General features: G+C 72.8%; 14 protein-coding genes and 1 pseudogene. 7 read left to right on the plus strand and 8 right to left on the minus strand.

The features are described from left to right. Positions 1–175: 175 nt before the first annotated feature. The 7 genes from AB0M08_RS41875 to AB0M08_RS41905 all read right to left on the minus strand — a co-directional run bounded on the left by AB0M08_RS41875 (position 176) and on the right by AB0M08_RS41905 (position 8,494). Positions 176–1,063, minus strand: a complete 888-nt coding sequence (locus AB0M08_RS41875; RefSeq protein ID WP_364506084.1) for a hypothetical protein — start codon at positions 1,061–1,063, stop codon at positions 176–178. 114 nt (positions 1,064–1,177) lie between these two features. Next, entirely contained in the window at positions 1,178–1,795 is a 618-nt protein-coding gene (locus AB0M08_RS41880) for a hypothetical protein (RefSeq protein WP_364506087.1), read from the minus strand. Positions 1,796–1,917: 122 nt separating this feature from the next. After that, on the minus strand, positions 1,918–2,766 hold the full coding sequence (locus tag AB0M08_RS41885) for a hypothetical protein (RefSeq protein WP_364506090.1): 849 nt from the start codon (positions 2,764–2,766) through the stop codon (positions 1,918–1,920). Positions 2,767–2,777: 11 nt separating this feature from the next. Next, positions 2,778–3,503 (minus strand): sigma-70 family RNA polymerase sigma factor, encoded by a 726-nt coding sequence (locus AB0M08_RS41890; RefSeq protein ID WP_364506092.1) that lies wholly within the window; start codon positions 3,501–3,503, stop codon positions 2,778–2,780. A 40-nt stretch (positions 3,504–3,543) separates the two neighbouring features. Next, positions 3,544–5,025 carry a S8 family serine peptidase gene (locus tag AB0M08_RS41895; protein WP_364506095.1) on the minus strand — a complete coding sequence of 494 codons (1,482 nt, stop codon included), beginning with the start codon at positions 5,023–5,025 and terminating at the stop codon, positions 3,544–3,546. A gap of 134 nt (positions 5,026–5,159) precedes the next feature. Continuing rightward, entirely contained in the window at positions 5,160–7,208 is a 2,049-nt protein-coding gene (locus tag AB0M08_RS41900) for a hypothetical protein (RefSeq protein WP_364506098.1), read from the minus strand. A 50-nt stretch (positions 7,209–7,258) separates the two neighbouring features. Further along, positions 7,259–8,494: a ricin-type beta-trefoil lectin domain protein gene (locus AB0M08_RS41905; RefSeq protein WP_364506101.1), complete on the minus strand. Its 1,236-nt coding sequence runs from the start codon at positions 8,492–8,494 to the stop codon at positions 7,259–7,261. A gap of 224 nt (positions 8,495–8,718) precedes the next feature. Between AB0M08_RS41905 and AB0M08_RS41910 the strand changes: the two genes are divergently transcribed. Beyond that, positions 8,719–10,713 carry an ATP-binding protein gene (locus AB0M08_RS41910; RefSeq protein ID WP_364506104.1) on the plus strand — a complete coding sequence of 665 codons (1,995 nt, stop codon included), beginning with the start codon at positions 8,719–8,721 and terminating at the stop codon, positions 10,711–10,713. Positions 10,714–10,869: 156 nt separating this feature from the next. On the opposite strand, the pseudogene AB0M08_RS41915 reads toward AB0M08_RS41910, so the two are convergent. Then, a pseudogene (locus tag AB0M08_RS41915) lies at positions 10,870–11,928 on the minus strand (FxsB family cyclophane-forming radical SAM/SPASM peptide maturase); the annotation flags it as partial. Positions 11,929–12,142: 214 nt separating this feature from the next. On the opposite strand from AB0M08_RS41915, the gene AB0M08_RS41920 reads away from it, so the two are divergent. The 6 genes from AB0M08_RS41920 (at position 12,143) to fxsT (ending at position 21,410) form a co-directional block, all read left to right on the plus strand. Further along, complete coding sequence (locus tag AB0M08_RS41920; RefSeq protein ID WP_364506107.1) at positions 12,143–12,337, plus strand: hypothetical protein; 195 nt, start codon at positions 12,143–12,145, stop codon at positions 12,335–12,337. Between the two features lie 41 nt (positions 12,338–12,378). Further along, positions 12,379–13,593: an HEXXH motif-containing putative peptide modification protein gene (locus tag AB0M08_RS41925; RefSeq protein WP_364506110.1), complete on the plus strand. Its 1,215-nt coding sequence runs from the start codon at positions 12,379–12,381 to the stop codon at positions 13,591–13,593. A gap of 112 nt (positions 13,594–13,705) precedes the next feature. Further along, entirely contained in the window at positions 13,706–14,026 is a 321-nt protein-coding gene (locus tag AB0M08_RS41930) for a CU044_2847 family protein (RefSeq protein ID WP_364506113.1), read from the plus strand. Positions 14,027–14,032: 6 nt separating this feature from the next. After that, positions 14,033–16,144, plus strand: coding sequence for a trypsin-like peptidase domain-containing protein (locus tag AB0M08_RS41935; RefSeq protein WP_364506115.1), 2,112 nt, complete (start codon positions 14,033–14,035; stop codon positions 16,142–16,144). Positions 16,145–16,163: 19 nt separating this feature from the next. Further along, a complete protein-coding gene (locus AB0M08_RS41940) occupies positions 16,164–17,183 on the plus strand; it encodes an ATP-binding protein (RefSeq protein WP_364506118.1) in 1,020 nt (339 codons plus the stop codon). A 3-nt stretch (positions 17,184–17,186) separates the two neighbouring features. After that, positions 17,187–21,410 carry an FxSxx-COOH system tetratricopeptide repeat protein gene (gene fxsT / locus AB0M08_RS41945; RefSeq protein ID WP_364506120.1) on the plus strand — a complete coding sequence of 1,408 codons (4,224 nt, stop codon included), beginning with the start codon at positions 17,187–17,189 and terminating at the stop codon, positions 21,408–21,410. Positions 21,411–21,437 lie beyond the last annotated feature (27 nt).

Here is a 21,437-nt window from a genome sequence, read left to right on the forward strand (position 1 = left end):
CCCCGGGGCGGGGGGGGTGCCGCGCGGGGGCGGGTGCGGCCCCCCCCCATCCGGGTGCCTTTCCCCGGGGGGGGCCGGACCCGCCCCCCCCCCCGCGACGCCGGCGTCGCGGGGCGTCCGTCGAGATGGAGAGCCGGGGCCGGGCCGCCCGATGGGTGCCCGGCACCCATCGGCGTCAGCGTCCTTGGTACTGCTGCTGTTGCGGCGCCGGGCTCGGCGAACTCGACGAGCTCGACTGCAACAGCCGATTGTCGTCCCGTGCATCGCTCCGGCCCCGGCGCCCATCCCGGTCACGGTCCCGGCGCCTATCCCGGTCCCGGTCACGGTCCCGGTCACGGTCACGGCTACCGACGTTCGCTGCCGCCGACCGGCGTTCGTCTCGTTCGCTCTGTTCGCCACGCTCGCGGGCGCGACGGCTGAGGGACTTGGTCCCGACACCGATCCCGACGGCATCCCGAATGTTCTTGGCTTCGTGTACGCGATCCTCCGGCACCAGCCGCACGGCGTCGCGGGTGATGCCCGCGACGCTCTGGTCCCGGTCCTCCCAGGTCGACGAACCGGAGACGTACGTGCCCGCGCCACTGGCGATACTCGCCGCCGTGCTCACCCGCTTGGCGACCGCCTCCCGGGTGCTGCCCTTGGGTGCCGTCGCCGCAACGACGCTCGCGATACCCTGGACGATTCTGGCCGCGCCGGAGAACAGCGCCCCCTTGCTCCGTGGCTGGTTTTTCGCATCGCGGGCCTGTTGGATGGCCGCGGCACTCCGGGCATCCCGCTCGGCGGTGACCGCGTCACGGAAATCGCGCGCCGTCGGCAGGTCTCCAGCACGATCGGCGGCCCGAAGACGTTCGCTGGCGCTGATGACGTCGCGCATCTGGTCGGCGACCCGCTCGTAGTGCCGAGCCTCCCAGTGCCGGATATCGGGCGGCACCTGCGGGCCCTGATTCGGGGCGCTGTTGAGCCGGCCCTGCGCTTCCCGGATCGCGTCCTGGGCGTTGTAGTTTCCGCTCTGTTGAGCATCGTTACTGATGATGTCGATGGCGACTTGCCGTGCTTCGGGCATGCGCCCACCTCCGCGTGACTTGCGCTTGACGATGAGAGTGCGACGGGCCCCCGCCCTACGTTGGGCGTACCGCGCTGGTTCACCACGAGTTGCGGTTCGTTGCCGGACGGTGGCTCAGCGGACGCGCTGGGCCGACGGGCCGCGCAGGGCGGCCGCCCGCAGGCGGCGCTGGTTGACCCGGGTCGCCTGGTCGTACAGGGCCTTCCGGCGCTTGCGACGAGCCGCCGTCCGCTGGCTCGTCCGCAGCGCCGCCGCCTTCTCGGTCTCCTGCCGGGTCGTCCACGTCGACATCAGCCACTGGAGTTCGGCATTGCCGGCGGCGGAGAGGCCACCCCGCTGGACGTCGCGGCAGAGCTTCTCGACCGAGGGGAGCTGGCCGCTCACCCAGAGCTGCTGGAGCCGGTGCTCGTCGATATTGATCGACTTGGCGAAACGGCCGGTCCGGATGATTTCCGCAAGATGGCGGAGAACCCGCAGCCGGTCTTCCGGCGTCCAGCGCTTCTGGTCGGCGGGCACGCACTCCTCGCGGCCGCCGCCCTCGCCCTCGGCACGGTAGTGGCGCTTGAGGATGTGCAGGATGGTGGTGTCGGAGATCGACCGGGCGCGCGGAGCGACGAAGTATCGCTGCCGCGCCAGGTCGCGCCGCAGAAGTGTGACGGCCACCCTGTCGGCGTCGCGGTAAACGGTGCTCCACGACTGGCGGGAGGCCGGGCGTTGATGAGGGTCGTCCATGGTGGTGGTGCCTCCGGTGCTCTCGGGTCGTCGACGTTGACCCGAGCTTTACGACCCGCCACCCACCCCGGTTCACCGGCGCCGACGTGACGCCGGTTACGCGGAGGTGAACAGCGCCGGGCTCAGTGCAGCGGGGCCGTCACCACGGCCGCGCCGCCGACGATGCCGACGGTGACGAACGAGATGTCGTCGACCTTCAGCTCGGTCTCGCCGTCGACCGTCTGCGGGCTGGTGGTGGCCGTCCAGTCGCGCACCTCGTGGGTAGCCCCGTCCCGGGTCACCGCGTACAGCCGGTAGAGCGTGCCGGTGTGCAGGCCGGTGACGGTGAGGTGGATCGTGGAGGCGTCGTGCTCCCCGGTGGTGACGTTGACCGAGAGACTCACCCCGGAGGCGTGCGCCTCACCGGACGAACTCAGTACGACGCCCTGATCGGTCGCGGTCAGCTGGTTGAACGCCGCCGTACCGCCGAGCGCCAGCACGAGCACCGCGGCCACCGCGCCGGCCCAGGTGGCGACCCGCTTACGGCGCCGCGCCGCACCGGGACGGCCCGGCGGACGGGAGCCGGCGGGCCGGTCCTTGCCCGGCCGGGTGGAGCCGGCCGGTTTCGCCGAGACCGGTGACGACTCCGGGGCGGGCACCGGATCCGGCGTGATCGCCGGGGACTGGACCGCCGGAGACGGGGCCGCCATGGACCGAGCCGACGGGGCCGGTGACGCCAGGAAGTCCGGCACCACGTCGGTGTCCCGGAAGGCCGGGGACGACGCCAGGTCCGGGGAGAGATCCCAGTCTGCGGCGTCGAGCAGCCCCAGACCGGCGGCCGACGCCCCGATCTCGGTCGCCTCGTTCAGGCACACCCAGCAGTCGGCCAGGTGCGCCTCGAAGGACTCACGATCGTCGGAGTCCAGCGCCCCGATCAGGTAGAGGGCAAGCCTCTCCTGCTCCGCCGCGGTGTGGTTCCCGCTTGCGCGCATCCGAGCCTCCCCTACGACTGGGTACCACGCGAGATGTCGGTCGACCCGATAGCGGCGTGCAGGGAGCGCACCGCGTAATACGCCCGGGACTTCACCGTGCCCTCGGGGATTCCCAGACGGGCTGCCGCCTCGGCCACGGATGCGCCCCGATAGTACATCTCCAGCAGCACCGCACGGTGTTCCGGACTGATCTTCGTGAGCGCCAGGCGTACCGCGTGGACACTCACCACCCGGTCCATCTCGTCGTCCGCGTCGGCGACCCGGTTCAGGTCCGGCAGGCTCACCTCGGGCGGGCGGGCCTGCCGGGCACGCATAGCGTCGATCGCGACGTGCCGGGCGACCGTGTAGAGCCACGGCGCGATCTTCGGCGGGTCCGCCGCGAGCGACTCCCGGTTGCGCCAGGCCCGCAGGAGCGTCTCCTGGACCAGGTCCTCGGCGAGCTCCTCCTGACCCAGCAGCAGCCGGGTCAGGAAGCGGAGCAGGGGCCGGCGGTACTCGTCGACGATCTGCCGCATCAGCGCCTCGGCGTCCGCGGGTTTCAGATCCCCGCCGCCCGGCGCCGACGGCACGGCGGACGCGGAGGCGGGCACCGCCTGCGCGGGGACCGCCGCCCGGGCCCCCGCGTCGGACTTCCGGATCGACGACCACACCGCCACCACCGCGCGGAGCACCGCGCCCGCGGATCGCCGCAGGTCACCGGCCGGGTCGGCGAACCTCGGCGCGAGCACATCACTCATGGTCGGCCCCACCTCCATCAACAAAAGCGTCGGTCGGTCGTCAGTCGCGGTTCTTCATCCTCTGTGTCCAGAGGACGATGCCGCCTGCGATCAATACCACGCCGAGGCAGAGGAACGCCGCGAGGCCCCGCTTGCTCCCACCACCGCTGCTACTGCTGGCCACTTCCTGATCACCCACCGCGGTCGCGGCGGGCGCCTCGCCGTCGACGGCCTTGGCGACCGACGCGGCGGGATTGATCATGCCGGATCCGAGGCCGGTCGCGTCGGCCACCGCGTCGGAGGTACCGGTGATCCGCTGCTCGACCTGAACCGCGGCCAGCTCCGGATAGGCCGCCCGGACCAGTGCCGCCTCGCCCGCGACGAAGGCCGTCGCGTACTGGGTGCCGGTGTAGCTGAGCGCGCCGGACTTACCCGGCCCGATCGCCGCCACGTCCGCGCCCGGCGCGATCACCTCGACGCTGTCCTGCTGGTACGCCTCCACCAGCTTGTTGTCCGCGTCCACGCCGCCGACCAGCAGCAGCGCGCCGGTGGCCGAGGAGTCGCTCGGCGAGGGCAGCGTGATCGGCTTGGTCGGCGCACCGGCCACCACGATCACGTCGTGGTTGAGGGCCGTGGTCAGCGCGGTCAGCACCTCCGGCGCGGAGAGGTCCACGTACGACCCCAGCGTCAGCACCGAGGCGCCGGCGCTGACCGCGACCTCGATCGCGTTCGCGGCGTCCGCGGCCCGGCCGGTGGCCGTGGTGGAGACCATCCGGACCGGCAGGATGGTGGCGTCCGGCGCCATGCCGACCGGGGTCTTCGCCGAGGTGGCGTTCGCGGCGATGATGCTCGCCATCGCGGTGCCGGTACCGAGGCAGTCGGTGGTGCCCTTGCCGTTGCCGACGGTGACGTCCGCACCGGGCGAGAGCCGGCCGCTGAGCGAGTCGAGGGTGCCGTCGACACCGGAGTCGATCACGGCGACCATCACGCCGTTGCCCCGGCTCACGTCCCAGGCGCTGTCCACCGCCATCCGCAGCTGGGCCCAGTCCGACTTGCTGCTCGACCCGGTGGTGGTGGCGCAGCTCGTGCTCTTGGTGGGCTTCGCCGACGATGGGCTCGGCTTGGAGCCCGAGTTCGGCGTCTTCGTCGGCTTGCTGGTCTTCTTGGTCGAGGTCGGCGTCGGCGTGGCGCCGGTCGGGATCTGGCCGTACTTCACGCCGTCACCGGCCGCGTCCCAGGGCAGCACCAGGTACCAGCCCGCGTGCAGGGTGTTGCCGTCGGTGAGGCTCGAGCCGTCCGCCTGCGCACGCCCGGCGTTCAGGTTGTAGATGTCGGCGGACCGCGTGCCGCTGCCGAGGAACCGCTGGGCGATCTCGGTGAGGTTCTCCGGCTGCCCCTGGTAGGCCGACGCGACCAGGTAGTACTTGACGTAGGCCTGGGTGTCGTCCGCCGAGGCCGGCATCACCATCGTCGCCACTGCCAGGCAGCAGGCCACCGCCATGGAAGCCAACAGGCGTACCAGGGTTGGGCGCTTCGCGCGCACCGATACCTCCTCTTTCAGTCGCCCGCGGCCGACCGGCCCGGCTGTTCGTCCTCTACAGCGGATCAGAAGCCCTCCGCGTTCACCGAACGACCAAAGCTTCAGCGAACTTTGATCTAACCGGATCCGCCGGACCGTCATCGTCCCGGGGCCGCACCGACCTGCACCGACCACCGGCTGTTCGGGACCTCGCCGATCAGCACCGGGACGCAGCGGCCGCGGGTCGCCGTGACCAGGCCACGAACCCCGGCCATGCCCCCGGCGGGCAGCCCGGCCGAGATGATGATGCACCGGCTCGGCGGCTCGTCGCCCGCCTCGGGGAAGCCGGTGAGCAGGTGGCAGCCGTCGAAGACGTCCTCGCCGAGCGCGTCGCCGACCACGGCCACCCCGATGCCATCCGCGTGCAGCTGGCGCGCGAACGCGACGGCCAGTCTCCGCGAGTCCTCGGCGCTGCCGACCAGCGTCAGCACGTCCGGCGTACGCCCCAGGTCGACGTGCAGCCACCATGGGCCCTGCCGGCCGAGCACCAGCGGGACGGTAGCGGCGGGGGTGGGCTCGTCCTCGGCGAGCCACGAGTACGCGGGCGTGTCCGGCCCGCTGGTCACCCCGGCCAGCCGAACCAGGATCGGGCCGGCCTCGCTGATCAGCTCCGCCTTGACGAACGGCATCTCACCGTCGACCGGCAACGTCGGCCGCTCCACCGGCACCGCCACCGGCTCCGGCGCGGCCACCGGCTCCGGCGCGGCCACGGGCGCGTCCGGCACGGGCGCCGGGGCGACCGGAGCCGGGACGGACGCCGAGACCGCGGTCTCCGGCACGGGCACGACCGACACCGGGTCGGAGAACTCGGGAGCCGTCGGGGCGGCGGCCGGGGCGGCGGTGGCGGTCGGTGCCGTGGGCTGTTCGCCGAGCGCGGCCGGGACGGCGGAGACCGCGGCGGGCTGCTGGACCTGCTGCGGGTCGACCCGGCGGACCTGGCGGCGCATCCGCGGAATGCCCGAGTTCCGGACCCGGGCCGGAATCCTCGCCGGGTCACCCGCGGGCGCCTCCCACTTCGGCGTCTCGACCGAGGGCGGCTCCACGGTGGACGGCCGCTCGGCGGGCGGTGCGGAGACCGGCTCGGCGGGCAGTGGCACCGCCATCGACGGCTGCTCGACCGGCGCGAACGGGGGCGCGGAGACCGGATCGGGGGTGGGGAACGGCATGGGGCCGGACGGCGAAGCCAGCGGTGAGTAGGAGACCGGTGCCGGCACGGGCGGGGCGGAGACCGGCTGCGGGGCGGCCGGCGTCTTCTCGGTCGGTTCCTCGCCGCCGCCCATGAACTGACCCGACATGGCGAACTGCGGACGGGGCTGGCCGAAGCGGGGCTCCGCCACGCCCGGTGGCGGGCCACCCACCCCCAGCGGCGGAGCCGCCTCGGCGGGCGGAGGACCGTACCCGGAAAACGGTGGAACGGACATCCCGGCCGGCGCCGGGGGACGGCCGTGCGGAGCGACGGACCCGGCCGGGGTAAGCGCCGTCGGCTCCCCGCCCATCTCGGCCGGCGTCGGCGTGTGGTGACGCTTCGGCGGCCATCCGTCGTCGTCCGCCTCGGCGGGCACCGGCTTCATCGCGTAGGCGCCCCGGCGCAGCACCCACAGGGCCAGGCCGGCGAGCACCACCGCGAGGACGGCGGCGCCACCCCGCATCACGTACGAGGTGTAGTCGGTCGACGGTGCCGCGGCCTCCTGGACCGGCGGCTCGGTGACCGTGATCGGTGCCTGTGTCGTCCGGGTCACCGAGGGCGACGGCGCCGCGGACGTGGTCTTCGTGGCGGTCGGCTTCGCGGTCGCCTTCGACGCGCCGATCTGCGGGAGCGCGCCGGAGTGCACCCCCGAGCCCTTGGCGTCCTTGGGCAGCATCAGGATCCAGCCCGGCGCCACCTCCACCCCGTCGGTGAAGGTGGCGCCGTCCGGCTGCTTCCGCCCCTTGTTGAGCGCGATGATCTCGCGGAAGCGGTTGCCGCTGCCGAGCGTCTTCAACGCGATGTCGTACAGGTACTCCCGCTGGCCGTTCACCGGAGCGCCGACGATGTAGTACTTGCCGGTCTCGCTCGCGGCGGCCGGAGCCGCCGGGATGAGGATCGCCAGCAGGGCTATCAGCACCACGCACCAGCGCGGTACTCGCCTCTCGGCACCTGACTCCATGCGTTTCCTTCCGTTCCCCTACTTCACAACGCGGCCGGAGACCGTTTCCCTCAGGCGAGGGTCCAGTTCTGGTTCACCTGACCGGCCGGGTTGCAGTCCCAGATCTGCAGCCCCGCGCCGTTGTTCTTGTTCCAGTCGCGGATGTCGAGGCACCGGTTCGACATGGGGTTCCGCAGCATCTTGCCATCGAGCTCCCAGACCTGGGCAGGGTTGCCGCTGCAGTTCGCCAGCTGGATCCTGGTGCCGTTCTCCGTGGCCGCCCCGGCGACGTCCAGGCACTTGCCCATCACCACGAGCCTGCCGCTGGAGTCCCAGCTGAACTTCTGCGCGACGCCGCCGTTGCAGTCCCACATCTGCATCTTCAGACCGTCCGCGGAGTTCGCACCCGGCACGTCGACACACCGGCCGTAGTCACCCTTGATCGCGAAGGTGCCGCTGTTGTTCCCGCCGTCGCCGGTCTCCGTGAAGACCGCGCCGTTGGTCACGCCGCCGGTGCCGACGGTGCCGCTGTTCCGGAAGGTGATCACCACGGAACCGCAGCCCGGGCAGGTGAACATGGTCTCGTTCCCCTCGACCGCGTCGTTGGTGGACCAGAGGTAGGCCCGGGGGCCGTACGGGCGCAGCGCCTCGACGTAGTCGGTCACGTCGTTCCGGTACTTGTTGATGCAGTTGATCCGGTCGCCCTTGGTGGGATCGGTCACGGCGAGGTGGGCCGGGCACGCGGCGAGCAGCTGGCCACCGGAGCAGTCCATGTGCGAACAGGTGCCCGCCGCCTTGGCGCCGGTCACGCCCGGGGTGTCGATGGTGATCGCGGTGGAGACCGCGTTCACGTAGCTGACGTCGTACCAGGGCGCGCCCGCATCGTTCTGATCGAAGTTGAACTCGGCCAGGCTGGCGTCCTGCTCGCCGGTGACGCACTGGTCGATCAGGTTGCCGCAGTCCGCGACCAGGCAGTGGAAGGTGCTGCCGGCATCGCCGGTGCAGCGCTGACGGGCGAAGAACGTGCCCCGCCAGTAGCTCGGCGAGCCGCCGTCCGGGATCTTGACGCTCCCCTGCGCGCCCGGGGCGAGCGTGGGCAGCCCGGTGATCCGCTTGGACCCGTCGGTCTGCATGTTCGAGCCGATCCAGAGCGTCTCGCCGGTGGCGTTCACGAAGGTCACCGTCGCGCCGGAGGTCGCCTCCGACCGGGTCGACATACCCACGATGAGACCCAGGGTGAGCACGGTGACGGCGACGACCGCTACGGCTCTGTTCAGCCGCGACGTCACGCGTGGGATGAGGTTCATGTCGCCTCCGGAGTGGTGAAGGGAGCTTGGAGGTGCGAGTGCCCGATACCGGGCGACGCAGAGTGGGTGCAGGGTTTACGAGGCGGACCCGGGGTCGGTTCACCGCTATTTCGGAAACTCCTGGGTTTGTTTCCCGAAACCCGGGCCGGCCTCCCGTTGACCGATCCGGATACCAGGTACGGGTAGTACGGTGCCGCTCGGGCGATCGGACACCGGGAGAGAGCATGAGCACGCCGCTGACGCTGGCCGACCGGCTCCGCGACGCGCGCACGGCCGCGTTCGCCGGGCGGGAGGCCGAGCTCGCCCTCTTCCGGGCGGCGCTGGACGGGACGGACCCGTACGCGGTGCTCTACGTCTGGGGTCCCGGGGGCATCGGCAAGTCGGCACTGCTGCGGCGCTGCGGCGACGAGGCGGAGCGCGCCGGACGGCCGGTCGTCCGGGTGGACGTCCGCGGCATCGACCCGACACCGGCCGCCTTCGAGCAGGCCGCCGCCGATCAGGCCACCGCCCTCGATCAGCCCGGGCGGGTGCTCCTGGTCGACACGTTCGAGGCCGCGCCGGGACTGGAGAGCTGGTTCTGGGACCGCTATCTGCCCGGGCTCCCCGCGGACACCGTCGTGGTGATCGCCGGCCGCCGGTCACCCGACCCGAAGCGCCGCCCCGACCCGGAGTGGTCCGCCGCCGTCCGCGAGGTACCGCTCGCCGGCCTCTCCCCCGCCGACGCCGCCGACCTGCTGCGGCGGCGCGGCGTCCCGGACGGCCTCGGCGGCCCGGTGCACGGCTTCGCGGGCGGCCACCCGCTGGCCCTGGTGCTCGCCGCCGAGGTGGCGCTCCGGCACCCCGGCGACGTGAGCCGCTGGCAGCCGCACGAGCCGGCCGTGAAGATGCTGCTCGACCGCCTCGTCGGCGACCTGCCCTCGGCCGCGCACCGGCGGGCCCTAGAGGTCTGCGCGCACGTCCTGGACACCCGCGAGGACCTGCTGCGGTTCATCTTCGGCGAGCACGGCGCCGAGCTCTTCGCCTGGCTCCGCGAGCAGCCGTTCATCGAGGCCGGTCCCCAGGGTCTCCGGCCGTACGCCCTGGTCCGCGACCTGCTCGTGGCCGACCTGCGCTGGCGCGACCCGGACGAGTGGCAGGCGATGCACACCCTGGTCAGCCCGTACTTCGTGGAACGCGCGATGACCGCGGTCGCCACCGACGTGCTCCCCGCCGTGACCGCGTTCAGCTATCTGCACCGGCAGGGCGACCCGCAGGGCCGGTTCACCGGGTCGCACGGGCGTGACGGCGGGGTGTACGAGGACGCGTACCGGGACACCGACCGGGACACCGTGCTCGCGATCTCCGACGAGCCCGGGCTCGTCGCGTTCTGGCTCGACCGGCAGCCGGACGCGTTCCGGGTGGTCCGCCGGACGGACCACACCGAGCCGGTCGCGTACGTCTGCTGGCTGCGGATGTACCGCCCGGACGACACCGAGAACGCCCGGGACGCACTGATCGCGGGCGTCTGGGCGTACACGATGGAGACGGCGCCGCCACGTCCCGGCCAGAAGATCGCGGTGCAGCGCTTCGTCGTCATCCGCCCCGGCGAGCCGGACCCCGAGCCGATCAGCGAGCTGCTCAACGCCCGCGGTGGCTCGATCTCGCTGCTCGAACCGGACCTGGCCTGGACCTTCCTGGTGATGCCCGATCCGGACCACTGGGCCGCGGTCTGCGAGTACATCGGCCACGAGCGCCTCACCGGCCCGCTCTCCGCGGTCTTCGCCCACGACTGGGCCGCCGTACCGGTCCCTGCCTGGCTGGAGCAGATGCGCACCCGCCTCTTCAACGGCGGCACGGCCGCACCCACCCGCCCGGCCGCGCCGCCCCGCCCCGACTTCGAGCGCGCGGTCCGCGATCTGCTCCGCAACTGGGCACACCGCCCGAGCGTCGAGGCCAGCGCACTGCTCAGCACCCGCCTGGCCGGCGAGGGTACGCTCTCCGCCCGCGCCGACCACCTGCGCACGGTGGTGGGCGAGGCCGTCGACGCGCTACGCGGCACCGCCCGCGGTGACACCCTGCACCGCACGCTGACCGTCTCGTTCCTCCAGGGCGCCGTCACCCAGGAGAGCGCCGCCGAACGCCTCGGCATCGCCTTCGGCACGTACCGCCATCGCCTGGCCGCCGCCCTCGACCAGCTCACCGGCGACCTCTGGCACCGCTCCACCGACCCGCGCCGCTGATCGCTCCCGGATCACGCCCGCCGGACCGGCCGGCCCGGTCGACACGCCGGCCAGGAGGGCCCGGCGCCGGTCGAGGTCCGCGCGGACCCGGCCCGCGACGTGGCCGAGGAAGAGCAACATGTCCTCGCAGTACACCGTGGGCCCGAGGAAGCCCCGGTCCGGGTGGTATCGATGGGCGTAGTGGCCGCCACCGCAGACCCGTACCAGGGAGCACTCGCGGCAGGAGGCGGCCAGCCCGGCCAGCCCGGCTTGCCGTGCGACCACGCCCGGGTGCTTCAGGACGGCGTCGAAGTCGTCGGTGAGCACGGAGAGGCCGGTCGCCGCGGCGCCGGGATACGCCGACTTGAGGGCGTCGGTCTGCTCGATCATCCCGTCGGTCTCAACCACGGCCGCCGCGTGCGGGCTCAGGCCGAGGTGCTCCGACCGGCTCCGCCCGCCGAGCAGCAGGCTCAGCGCCGCCTCGAAGAGCGGGATCCGGGTCTCCTGTACGGGCGCCGAGTACCACCGCTCGAAGAGCGCGATCAGCCATGCGCCGTGCCCCGCGGCGGGCGGGTCCACCCAGTTGGCGTGCGGCAGCAGGAAGTCGATCGCCGGTGGCCGGTGCTCCAGCAGCGCCAGATAGCAGTCGACCGGGTCCGCGGCGACGTCGACGGTGCAGAGCAGCCCCGCGAAGTACGGCCGATACTGATCACTGCCGAGCAGGCCCAGCGCGGCCCGGACCAGGCCGGCGGAGCCACGCCCGTCGGCGTACCGCCGGTGCGCATCGTTGGCCGCGTCCGTGCCGTCCAGGCTGACCCCGATGCGAATGCCGGCCTCGGTGAGCGTGTCCAGGGCGCCCGTGGTGAGCAGCGTGCCATTGGTCTGTGTGCTGATCCGGGCCCGGGTCCCGGCGGGCATCGCGGCCCGGATCTCCCCGGCGAACCGGGCCATCAGGTCCGCGCCGGCCAGCAGCGGCTCCCCGCCGTGCAGGATGACGGCGATCTCCTCGAGGCGATGCCGCCGGGCGTGCTCGGCCATCCGGCGCACCACGGCGGCCCGGATCTCCGCCGTCATCAGCTGCGGCCGGTCCCGCCAGCTCTGATCCGCCATCGTGTAGACGTAGCAGTAGTCGCACGCGAGATTGCACCGCTGGTGGATCTTGAGAACGAACTGGCGCAGCGGCACCGGAGACCGGCCGGCCGCGAGCGGTGTCTCCCCGTCGAGCACTCCGGCCACCCGCCTCTTGCCTCGACGACACTGCGGCGCAATTAGAGCACGCGTTTTTGATAAGCCACCGGTCCACCATGGCCGAACGGCTTGGGACTACAGTTGCGCTGGCCGAGTTCCGCCCTTTCGGCCGCCGAGCGCCCCTGACCAGGACTTACACTAATTTAGCCGTTCTCTGCCCGCACATCGAACGGCCGCAGATTAACGCTGGAGGAGACACACGATGACGGTTGGTGACTCGAGCGGGGACGAGTTCTGCTGCTATCCGGCAGAATTATTGGACGTATCGTCCATCCCGCTGGGTGACCTGTCGTCACTCGATCAGGGAGCACTCGACACCGCCATCCGGTCGGTGCTGGCGGACGTCGACAACGCGACCGAGGCGATCTCCAGCTGGTCAAGCTTCGTCGACAGGTGACTAGCGTGTCCACCGCTACCCCCGAAGTCCGACACTTTCGGGTGACACCCGAGGTCCTGGCCGACCTCGGCGGTGGTGCCAGCGCCCCGGCCACCATCGGATTCCTCCGTTCGGGGCAGCTCGCCAAGCACCTGCACCTGCTCCTGGCCCTGCTCCGTGAGTGCACCGGCGCCCGCCGGGAGGCCGCCGACCGGGCGCTCGCGGTGCTCGGCGAGGCGCAGCGGGCCCGGCCGGACGTCACCGAGGATCTGCTGTCGGCGCCGCTCACCGGCGCCTGGCTCGCCTCGGCCGTACGCCACCGGGCGGCGGAGCCGGACACCCTCGGCCGCCTCGCCGCCCTGGCGGTGGTCGCCGGCGCGCGGGCCGGGCTCTCCGGCGAGTTCGTCGTGCCCGCCCGGCACGGCGCCGTCCACCTTCCCGGACACGGGTCGGTCGCGGGGGTGCCCGGCGACGGGGTCCGGGTCGCGTACGCCGGTGGCCGCCTCGAGCTGGACGGGCACGTGGCGCTGCCGGCCCGGACGATCGTCCTCGGCGGCCCCTGCGTGGTCGCGGTCGAGGACACCGACGCCTACCGGGACTGCTACCACGTGCCGGCCACGCCCCGGCTGGACGACGCCGCGTTCGCCCGCTGGTCGGCCGTGCTCACCGAGGCCTGGGGGCTGCTCGCCGACCGGGCGCCGGGGTACGCCGCCGAGCTGACCGCCGGGCTGCGCGCCGTGGTGCCGCTGCGGGTGGAGCCGGGCAGCCCGGACGTCAGCGCGACGTCCCGGATCGCGTTCGGCGCGGTGGCCCTGAGCGCGCCGCGCCGCCCCGATCACGCCGCGGCCGCGCTGGTGCACGAATTCCAGCATTCGAAGCTGAGCGCATTGCTCGATCTCATCGCCCTGCATTCCGGCGATCCCGAATGCCGTTATTTCGCACCATGGCGGCGCGATAAACGGCCTATCGGCGGCATGCTCCAGGGGGCGTACGCCTTTCTCGCGGTCGCCGACCTCTGGCGCCGTCTCGGCACCGATATCGCGACCCTCGATGCCTCCGAGCGCAGTTTCGCCGATCTCTACGTACAACTCGGCGAGGTTCTCGCCACGCTGCGGGACGCGCCGGCCTTCAACGACGCCGGGCGCCGGATGGTCGGCTCGCTGGACGATCGCTTCCACGGGTGGCTCGACGGCACCGTACCGGTGTCGTCGATGATCCCGGCGCAGCAGCGGCTGGAGCGGCACCGCCGGCTCTGGACCGATTTCAATCACGTCTGACACTCATTCGGGGGAACCTGCCCGATATGTGTGCCTTAACGTGTACTAGGGCGCGGTCCGACTCTCCCCGTACGATGTGAGCACCCTCACGCATTGATGAGCGGAGATCAGTATGGCGGAACTGCTCCACTACGCCCTCGATCAGGGAACCACCATCGCCGTCGAGGTCGACGACGACGACACGGGTTTCGCGGAGGCGTCACCGGGCGGTCTCCCGGCACGCGCGGCGCAGACCTTCTCGGCCGCCGTCGCGCACGGCCGCCGGGCCGCGGAGGTGGCCTTCGAGCAGTTCCGCAGGATGGCCGACCCGCCGCAGGAGATCACCATGGAGATCGGGCTGAAGCTGAGCGGCGAGGCCGGAGCGGTGCTGGCGAAGACCGCGAGCGAGGGGCACATCGTGCTCACGCTCGTCTGGCGCCCGGCCGGCAAGTGACCCGCGGTGCCGACCACTCACGAGGGCTGGCGGGTGAGCGTGCTCGACGGCGCGGAGCGGATCTGCGGTGCGGGCGTGCTCATCGCCCCCGACCTGGTGCTGACCTGCGCGCACGTGGTGGCGACGGCGCTGCCGGGCGCGTCGATCCGGCAGGCGCCGGAGAGCACCGTGATCATCGACTTCCCGACCGGCACGGCGGACGACCGGCGCTCCGCCACGGTGGCGCCGCACGGCTGGGTGCCCCGCGGCGACACCCCGCTCACCGGTGACCTCGCGCTGCTGCGACTGGACCGGCCGGTCGGCCACGAGCCGGCGGCGCTGGCACCGTGCGGACCGCCCTCCGGCCGCGCGGTCCGGGCGTTCGGCCACGCGCACCGGGACCCCGTCGGCCGCTGGGCCACCGCCCGCCTGACCGGAACGGCCGGGCCGGGCGGCGACTGGGTGCAGCTCAACGACGTGACCGTGCCCGGCCCCCGTATCGAACGCGGCTACAGCGGTGCCGGCGTGGTCGAGGAGAGCACCTCCCGGGTCATCGGGATGATCGTCGGCGTCGACCGCGAGGTGGTGGTCAAGGGCGCCTGGATGATGTCGATGGAGGCGGTCGCCGCCCGCCTCGCCGCGGTCGCCCCGCTGCTGCCGGCCGGGCCCGTCCCGGCCCGCTCGATCGCGCAGGCGCAGCACGACGACTACCAGGCCGCCCTGGTCGATGCGCTGATGGACCTGGACGGCCTGCACCTGCTCGCCGGGCGCACCGAGCTGATCGCCGCGCTCGACCAGCGGCTGGACAGCCCGCTGGGGGTCACCGCCGGGCGGGGTGTCCGCGCCGACCTGGACGCCGTGGTCCGGGCCTGCCTCGAGCACCCCGGCGGGATAGCCCTGCTCGCGCTGACCGCGGTGGTGCACGATCTGTTCGGCGACGGGCACGAGTCCGACCGGTTCAACCTGCTGGCCGGGCAGAACCCCGGCCGCCGGCTCCTCGGCGACGAGGCGGCCCGGCTCGCGGCGCTGCTCGCCGAACTGCCGGCCGAGCAGGTCCAGGAGGCGATGCACCTCGCGCTGGGACCGCTCGGCCCCCGCGACCGCCTCGACGCCCGGGACCCGATCGCGATCATCGACACCCTCGCCGGGCAACTCGGCATGCCCGGCGCGCCCCCGCTGCTCGTGCTGCTCACCCGCCTCGCGGCCCGGTGTCCCCGGCCCGAGTCGGACGCGCTCGCCGGCTGGGCGCAGCTGCTGTCGGACCGCTGGAAGGTGCCCACCGAGGCGGTCGCGATCGCCGCGGAGCGCCCGGCGATCACCGCACCGCAGCGCTCCTACCTGATGGTCAAGCTCAACGAGGACCTGCCCACACCAGGCGCCTATCTGCTCACCATCGTCCTGCGCCACGACGACGGGACCGGCGAGGTGCTGGTCACCTACGACGACCAGCCGCTGGGCCTGCAGGAGATACCCGGCCACATCGGCACCCAGCTGCGCCGGGTCCTGCACAGCGTCACGCCGGTCGGCGAGCTGAGCATCGAGTTCGTGCTCCCCGACGACCTCCTGGGGCACGCGGTGGACCAGTTCGAGGTGATGCTGGACGGCGGGCTGGTCCGGCTCGGCGCGGCGTACCCGGTCGTGGTCCGCAGCGGCTCCCGGATGCACAACCCGCTCCTGCGCCGGCGGTGGGAGCGGCGGGCCGGGTGGGTGCACGAGAACGGGAGCGCCCATCACCCGCTCGCGATCACCTGGGCGGCCCTGCCGGCCGGCGCCACCCCCACCCTGGAGCACCGCCTGCGTGAACGGGACGGCTACACCGACGAGGTCCCGGTCTGCCTGGTCCTGACCTGGCGGGTCCCCTCGGCCCTGGCCCGGGTGGTGCCGCAGGTGGTGAACGAGGCCCTGGCGCTCGGCGTGGTCGCCCTGCTCTGGTGCCGCAGCCACCGGCTGGCCGACCAGTTCATGGCCGAGACGGCCAATCAGCTCAGCGGTCTCGCGGTCGCCGACCTCGTCCGCCGGGTGCACCTGCTACGCCGCGCCGCCGACGGCGCGGACAACCATGTCGGGACGCACGTGTGCCTCCTCTGGGACGACCCGCAGCGCCTCATGCCCGACGCGGGCCTGAGCGCGCCGGTCTGAGCGTGGGACAGGAGTGACCATGATCGATCGGGAGACAGCGCCACGGCCACCCGCCGCCGAGTGGCAGATCTACCGGGCCGCCTCCGAGCCGCACGACGGCATCGAGATGCTGCCGCCACCGCCGCCGTGGCGCCGGTTCGACGGTGGGCCGGCCCTGCGGTTCGATCCGGACGCCTACCCGACGCCGGCCGCGTTCGCCGTACGGGCCCGGTCGTACGAGGCCGACGAGGAGACGGTCAACCTGGTCAACGCGGCGATCCGGTTGCGCCGCCCGCTCCTGGTCACCGGCAAGCCGGGGATGGGCAAGTCGACGCTGGCGCACAGCATCGCGTACGAGCTCCGCCTGGGCCCGGTCCTCTCCTGGCCGGTGACCAGCCGGTCCACCCTCGGCGAGGCGCTCTACCGGTACGACGCGATCGGCCGGCTCGGCGCGGGATACGAGCACCGGGACGGCGCCGACGCACCGCCGATCGGCCGCTACCTGACGCTGGGCCCGCTCGGCACCGCCCTGCTCCCCTGGGAACGCCCGCGCGTGCTGCTCGTCGACGAGCTGGACAAGAGCGACGTCGACCTGCCCAACAACCTGCTGCACGTCTTCGAGGAGGGGCAGTACGAGATCCTGGAGCTGACCCGGCTACCGGAGAGCGAGTCCGACGTCCGGGTGCTCTCCGCCGACGGCCTGCAGGTGCCGATCCACCGGGGCCGGGTCACCTGCCGGGCCTTCCCGATCGTGGTGATCACCAACAACGCCGAGCGCGAGTTCCCGCCGCCCTTCCTCCGGCGGTGCATCCGGGTGGACATCCCGGCGCCCCGGCCGGAGGCGCTGACCCGGATCGTCGCCGGCTACTTCTCCGGCGAGCACGCCGCCGACGCGGCCGACCTGATCCGGGAGTTCATCGGGCTGCGCGAACACGCCGACCTCGCCACCGACCAGCTGCTCAACGCCATCTACCTGGTGGCCGGGGCGGACGCGGCGCCGCCGTCGATGCGCGAGACGCTGAAGACCGCCCTGTTGCGCGAGCTGAGCACCGGCATGTGACACATGGACGAGACGATCACGGCCCTCACCCGGCATCTCGGGCAGACCGATCCGACGAGTCTGGCCGAGATCCTCTGGCTCGCGTCCCAGCTCCCGCCGCACGGTCTGCGCCGGGGCGCCGGGCGGGGTGGCACCGTGCCGGAGCCGGGCGGCGCGGGTGACCCGGCCGGCACCCCGGCGACCGGCCCGCCGCGCCGTACGCCGCCCCCGCCGGAGTCCCGGCACCCGGCACCCGCCCCGCCCCCGGAGGACGGCGCGGCCTCGCTCTACCTCGACGGCGAGACCACCACCCGGTCCACCGGGCTGCCCACCCGGGCACCGGCCGTACCGGCCCTGAGCCAGACGCTCCGGACCTCCCAGGCGCTGCGGCCGCTACGGCGGCGGGCGCCGGGACGCTGGAACGAGGAGCTGGACGAGCCGGCGACCGCCGAGGCGAGCGCGACCGCGGGCCGGCCGATCCCGGTCTTCCGCCCCGGCGAGGAGCGCTGGCTCGACCTGGCCATCGTGGTGGACGACTCGCCGTCCATGGTCGTCTGGCGCCGGACCGTCGCCGAGTTGCAGGTCCTGCTGGAGCGTCTCGGTGCGTTCCGGGACGTACGGCTGTGGCGGATGGACCCGGGGCTGGACGGGCACGCACCGCCGCTGCTCCGGGACGGGCGCAGCCGGCACCCGAACCGGCCGGGCGGCATCCGTCATCCCCGCGAGCTGGTCTCCGCCGACGGCCGCCGGATGATCATCATGATCAGCGACTGCGTGGGGCCGGTCTGGCTCCGGCGCACCCCGCTGAACTGGATGGAGATGTGGGGCCGGGCCGGGCCGGTGGCGCTGATCCAGCCCCTGCCGCAGCGGCTGTGGCACCGGTGCGCCCTCGACATCGTCCGGGCCCGGCTCAACGCGCCGGTGCCGGGCACCGCCAACAGCCGGCTCCGGGTGGCCACCCAGGGCACCGAGTACCGGCCCGCGGGCGTACCCATCCCGGTGATGGAGTGGGAGCCCCGGTGGCTGGCCCCGTGGACCCGGCTGGTGGCCGCGCCCGGTGGCGAGGCGGTCTGGGGCGCCGCCACCTTCACCGGCTGGAGTCCCCGCGGCCGGATCTTCGCGGGCCGGACCACCGTCACCGAGCAGACCGACGATCCCGCCGAGCTCCTCGCCCGGATCCGCGCGGACATCTCCCCCGAGGCGTTCGCCCTCGCCACCTACCTGTCCGCGGCACCGCTCAACCTGCCGGTGATGCGGCTGGTCCAGCACACCATGATGCCCGCGTCCCGGCCCCGGCACCTCGCCGAGCTCTTCCTCAGCGGGCTGCTCGTGCGCACCACCCCGCACCTCGCGAGCCAGGACGCCGAGCGGGTCCGCTACGACTTCCAGCCCGGTACCCGGGAGATCCTGACCTCGGCGCTGGAATCCGGCACCGCGCTCCGGGTGCTCTCCCGGGTCAGTGAGTTCATCGGCCGCCGGTACGGCGCGGCGCTCGACTTCCCCGCGCTGGTGGCGGGCGTCGGCCTGCCGGGCGCGCTGGACGAGACCAGCCGCCCGTTCGCCGAGGTCGCCCAGACCGTACTGCGCACGCTCGGTGGACGGTACGAGAATCTCGCCGACCAACTGGCCGAGTTCGTGCGACGTTCGGAGCAGTCCGGAAACCAGAATCCGAGTCCCCACCGCCGGCGTCCCCGTGCCGGCCTCGGCGAAAGCGCTGTCTTCAGTGGAGGAACCGTGTCCACGTCCCCGCTTCCCGGTACGCAGCAGCCCGTCGTCTGGGGCGGCGTCCCGCCCCGGAACCCGAACTTCACCGGGCGGGCCGACCTGCTCCTCTCCCTCCGGGAACAGCTGACCAGCAAGGTCACCGCGGTGCTGCCGCACACCCTGCACGGGCTCGGCGGCGTGGGCAAGACCCAGCTCGCCGTCGAGTACGTCTACCAGTACCGCAGCGACTACGACCTGATCTGGTGGATCCCCAGCGAGCAGGCCTCCCAGGTCCGCGAGGCGCTGAACGCGATGGCACCGCGGCTCAACGTCCCGGCGTACGAGGACCCGAACGAGCGGCTGCGCGCGATCAACGACGCGCTGCGTACCCAGACGCCGTTCCGCCGCTGGCTGCTGGTCTTCGACAACGCCGACACCGCGGCCGCGCTCGAGCCGTTCCTCTCCAATCCCAGCGGGCACATCCTGATCACCTCCCGCAACCGGAACTGGTCCAGCTTCGCGCAGACCGTCGAGGTGGACGTCTTCGAGCGGGACGAGAGCGTGGCGCTGCTCCGCCGGCGGCTGCCCGGGATCTCCCCGGAGGACGCGGACACCCTCGCCGAACGGCTCGGCGACCTGCCGCTCGCCCTCGAGCAGTCGGCGGCCTGGCAGGAGGCGACCGGCACTCCGGCCAGCGTCTACCTGGAACTGCTCTCCCAGCAGGCGCTGACGCTGCTCTCCGAGGAGGCGCCCGCCGACTACCCCCGCCCGGTCGCCGAGGTGTTCGGCCTCGCCTTCGAGCAGTTGACCCAGCGGGCCCCTGCCGCGCTGCAGATGCTGGAGATGTGCGCGTTCCTCAGCAGCGAGCCGATCTCGGTACGCCTGCTGCGCAACGGCCGGCACATCGCCGCCCAACTGCCCGGGCCGCTCGGCGAGGCCCTCAACAACGAGATGATCGCCCGGCGTGCGGTCCGGGACATCGACCGGTACGGGCTCGCCAAGGTGGACCCGGCCAAGAACAGCTTCCAGGTGCACCGGCTGGTCCAGGCGCTGCTGCGCGACCGGCTCACCCCGGAGGTCCGCGAGCAGTACGTCGCCAACGTGCACTCGCTCCTCGCCTCCGCGAACCCCAGCGACCCGGACGAGCAGGAGACCTGGAGCCGGCACGAGGAGCTCTCCGCGCACGTCGTCCCCGCGAACCTGGTCGAGGGCACCCGCGACGAGGTACGCCGGGTGGTGCTCGACCAGATCCGGTACCGCTGGGTCCGCGGCGACCTGGAGAGCAGCCGGGAACTGGCGGCGCTCGCCGCGAGCCGGTGGACCACGATGCTCGGCCCGGCGCACGAGCACACGCTCGTCGCCGAGCAGCAGCGGGCGATGGCCCTGCGCGCGCTCGGCTCGGTGACCGAGGCCCGGAACCTCAACAAGGAGATCTACGAGCTCTCCGTCGCCTCGCTCGGCGCCGACCACGAGATCACCATCTCGATCGGCAACAGCCGCGGCGCCGACCTGCGCCTGCTCGGTGACTGGCCGGCCGCCCAGGCGCTCGACGTCGACCTGCTCGCCATCCACCGGAGCATCTTCGGCCTGGACGACCGGAACACCTTCCGGGCCGCCAACAACCTGGCCGTCGACTACCGCCTGATGGCCCGCTTCGACGAGGCCCGCATCGTCGACGAGGAGACCTTCTCCCGGCTGCAGAACACGCTCGGCAACGAGCACCCGGACACCCTGCGGATGTTCAGCAACCTGGCCCGCGACTACTACGGGCTGGGGAACTACCAGGAGGCCCTGGACCTGCTGAACGAGTGGCTGCCCACCCAGCGCCGGGTGCTCGGCGAGGAGCACACCGAGGTGATCAAGTCGACCCGGATCCACGTCATCACGCTGCGCAAGATCGGGTCGCCGGTCGAGGCGTACGAGATGGGCCGGATCCTGGCCGAGACCGCCCGGCGCAGCCTGGGCGGGAACGCGCCGGACACCATCCTCGCGCTGATGACCTACAGCAACTGCCTCACCGCGGTCGGCCAGCTGACCGAGGCACGCGTCGTCGGCGAGGACGCGGTGGAGGCGCTCCGGTCCCGGCTCGGCGCGGAGCACCCTTTCACGCTCGCGGCGTCGACCAACCTCGCCACCGTGATGCGCCTGCTCGTGCACCATCCCACCGCGCGGGAGCTGGACGAGCAGAGCCTGGCCGGGTTCCGCAGCCGGCTCGGCGACGACCACCTCTACACCTACTGCGCGTCGATGAACCTGGCCAACGATCTCGCGGTGGCCGGCGAGGTCGAGGCGGCCCGGGATCTGAACAAGGAGGCGCTCGACGGCCTGGTACGGACGTACGGCGAGGAGCATCCGCAGACCGTCTCCTGCCGGCAGAACTACGTGCTCGACCTCGAGGCGACCGGGAACGCCGAGGCCGCCCGCGTCGCCCGGCAGGAGACGATCGCCCAGTTCCGCCGGGTCTACGGACCGCACCACCCGCAGACCCGCAGCATGGAGACCGGTCGCCGCTCCTCGATCGACATCGAGCCGCCGAACTGGTGACCGCCCCGGCCCGGGGTGAACGGCCCG

This window comes from Actinoplanes sp. NPDC051851, assembly GCF_040681165.1.
In the GTDB taxonomy this organism is placed as follows: domain Bacteria; phylum Actinomycetota; class Actinomycetes; order Mycobacteriales; family Micromonosporaceae; genus Actinoplanes.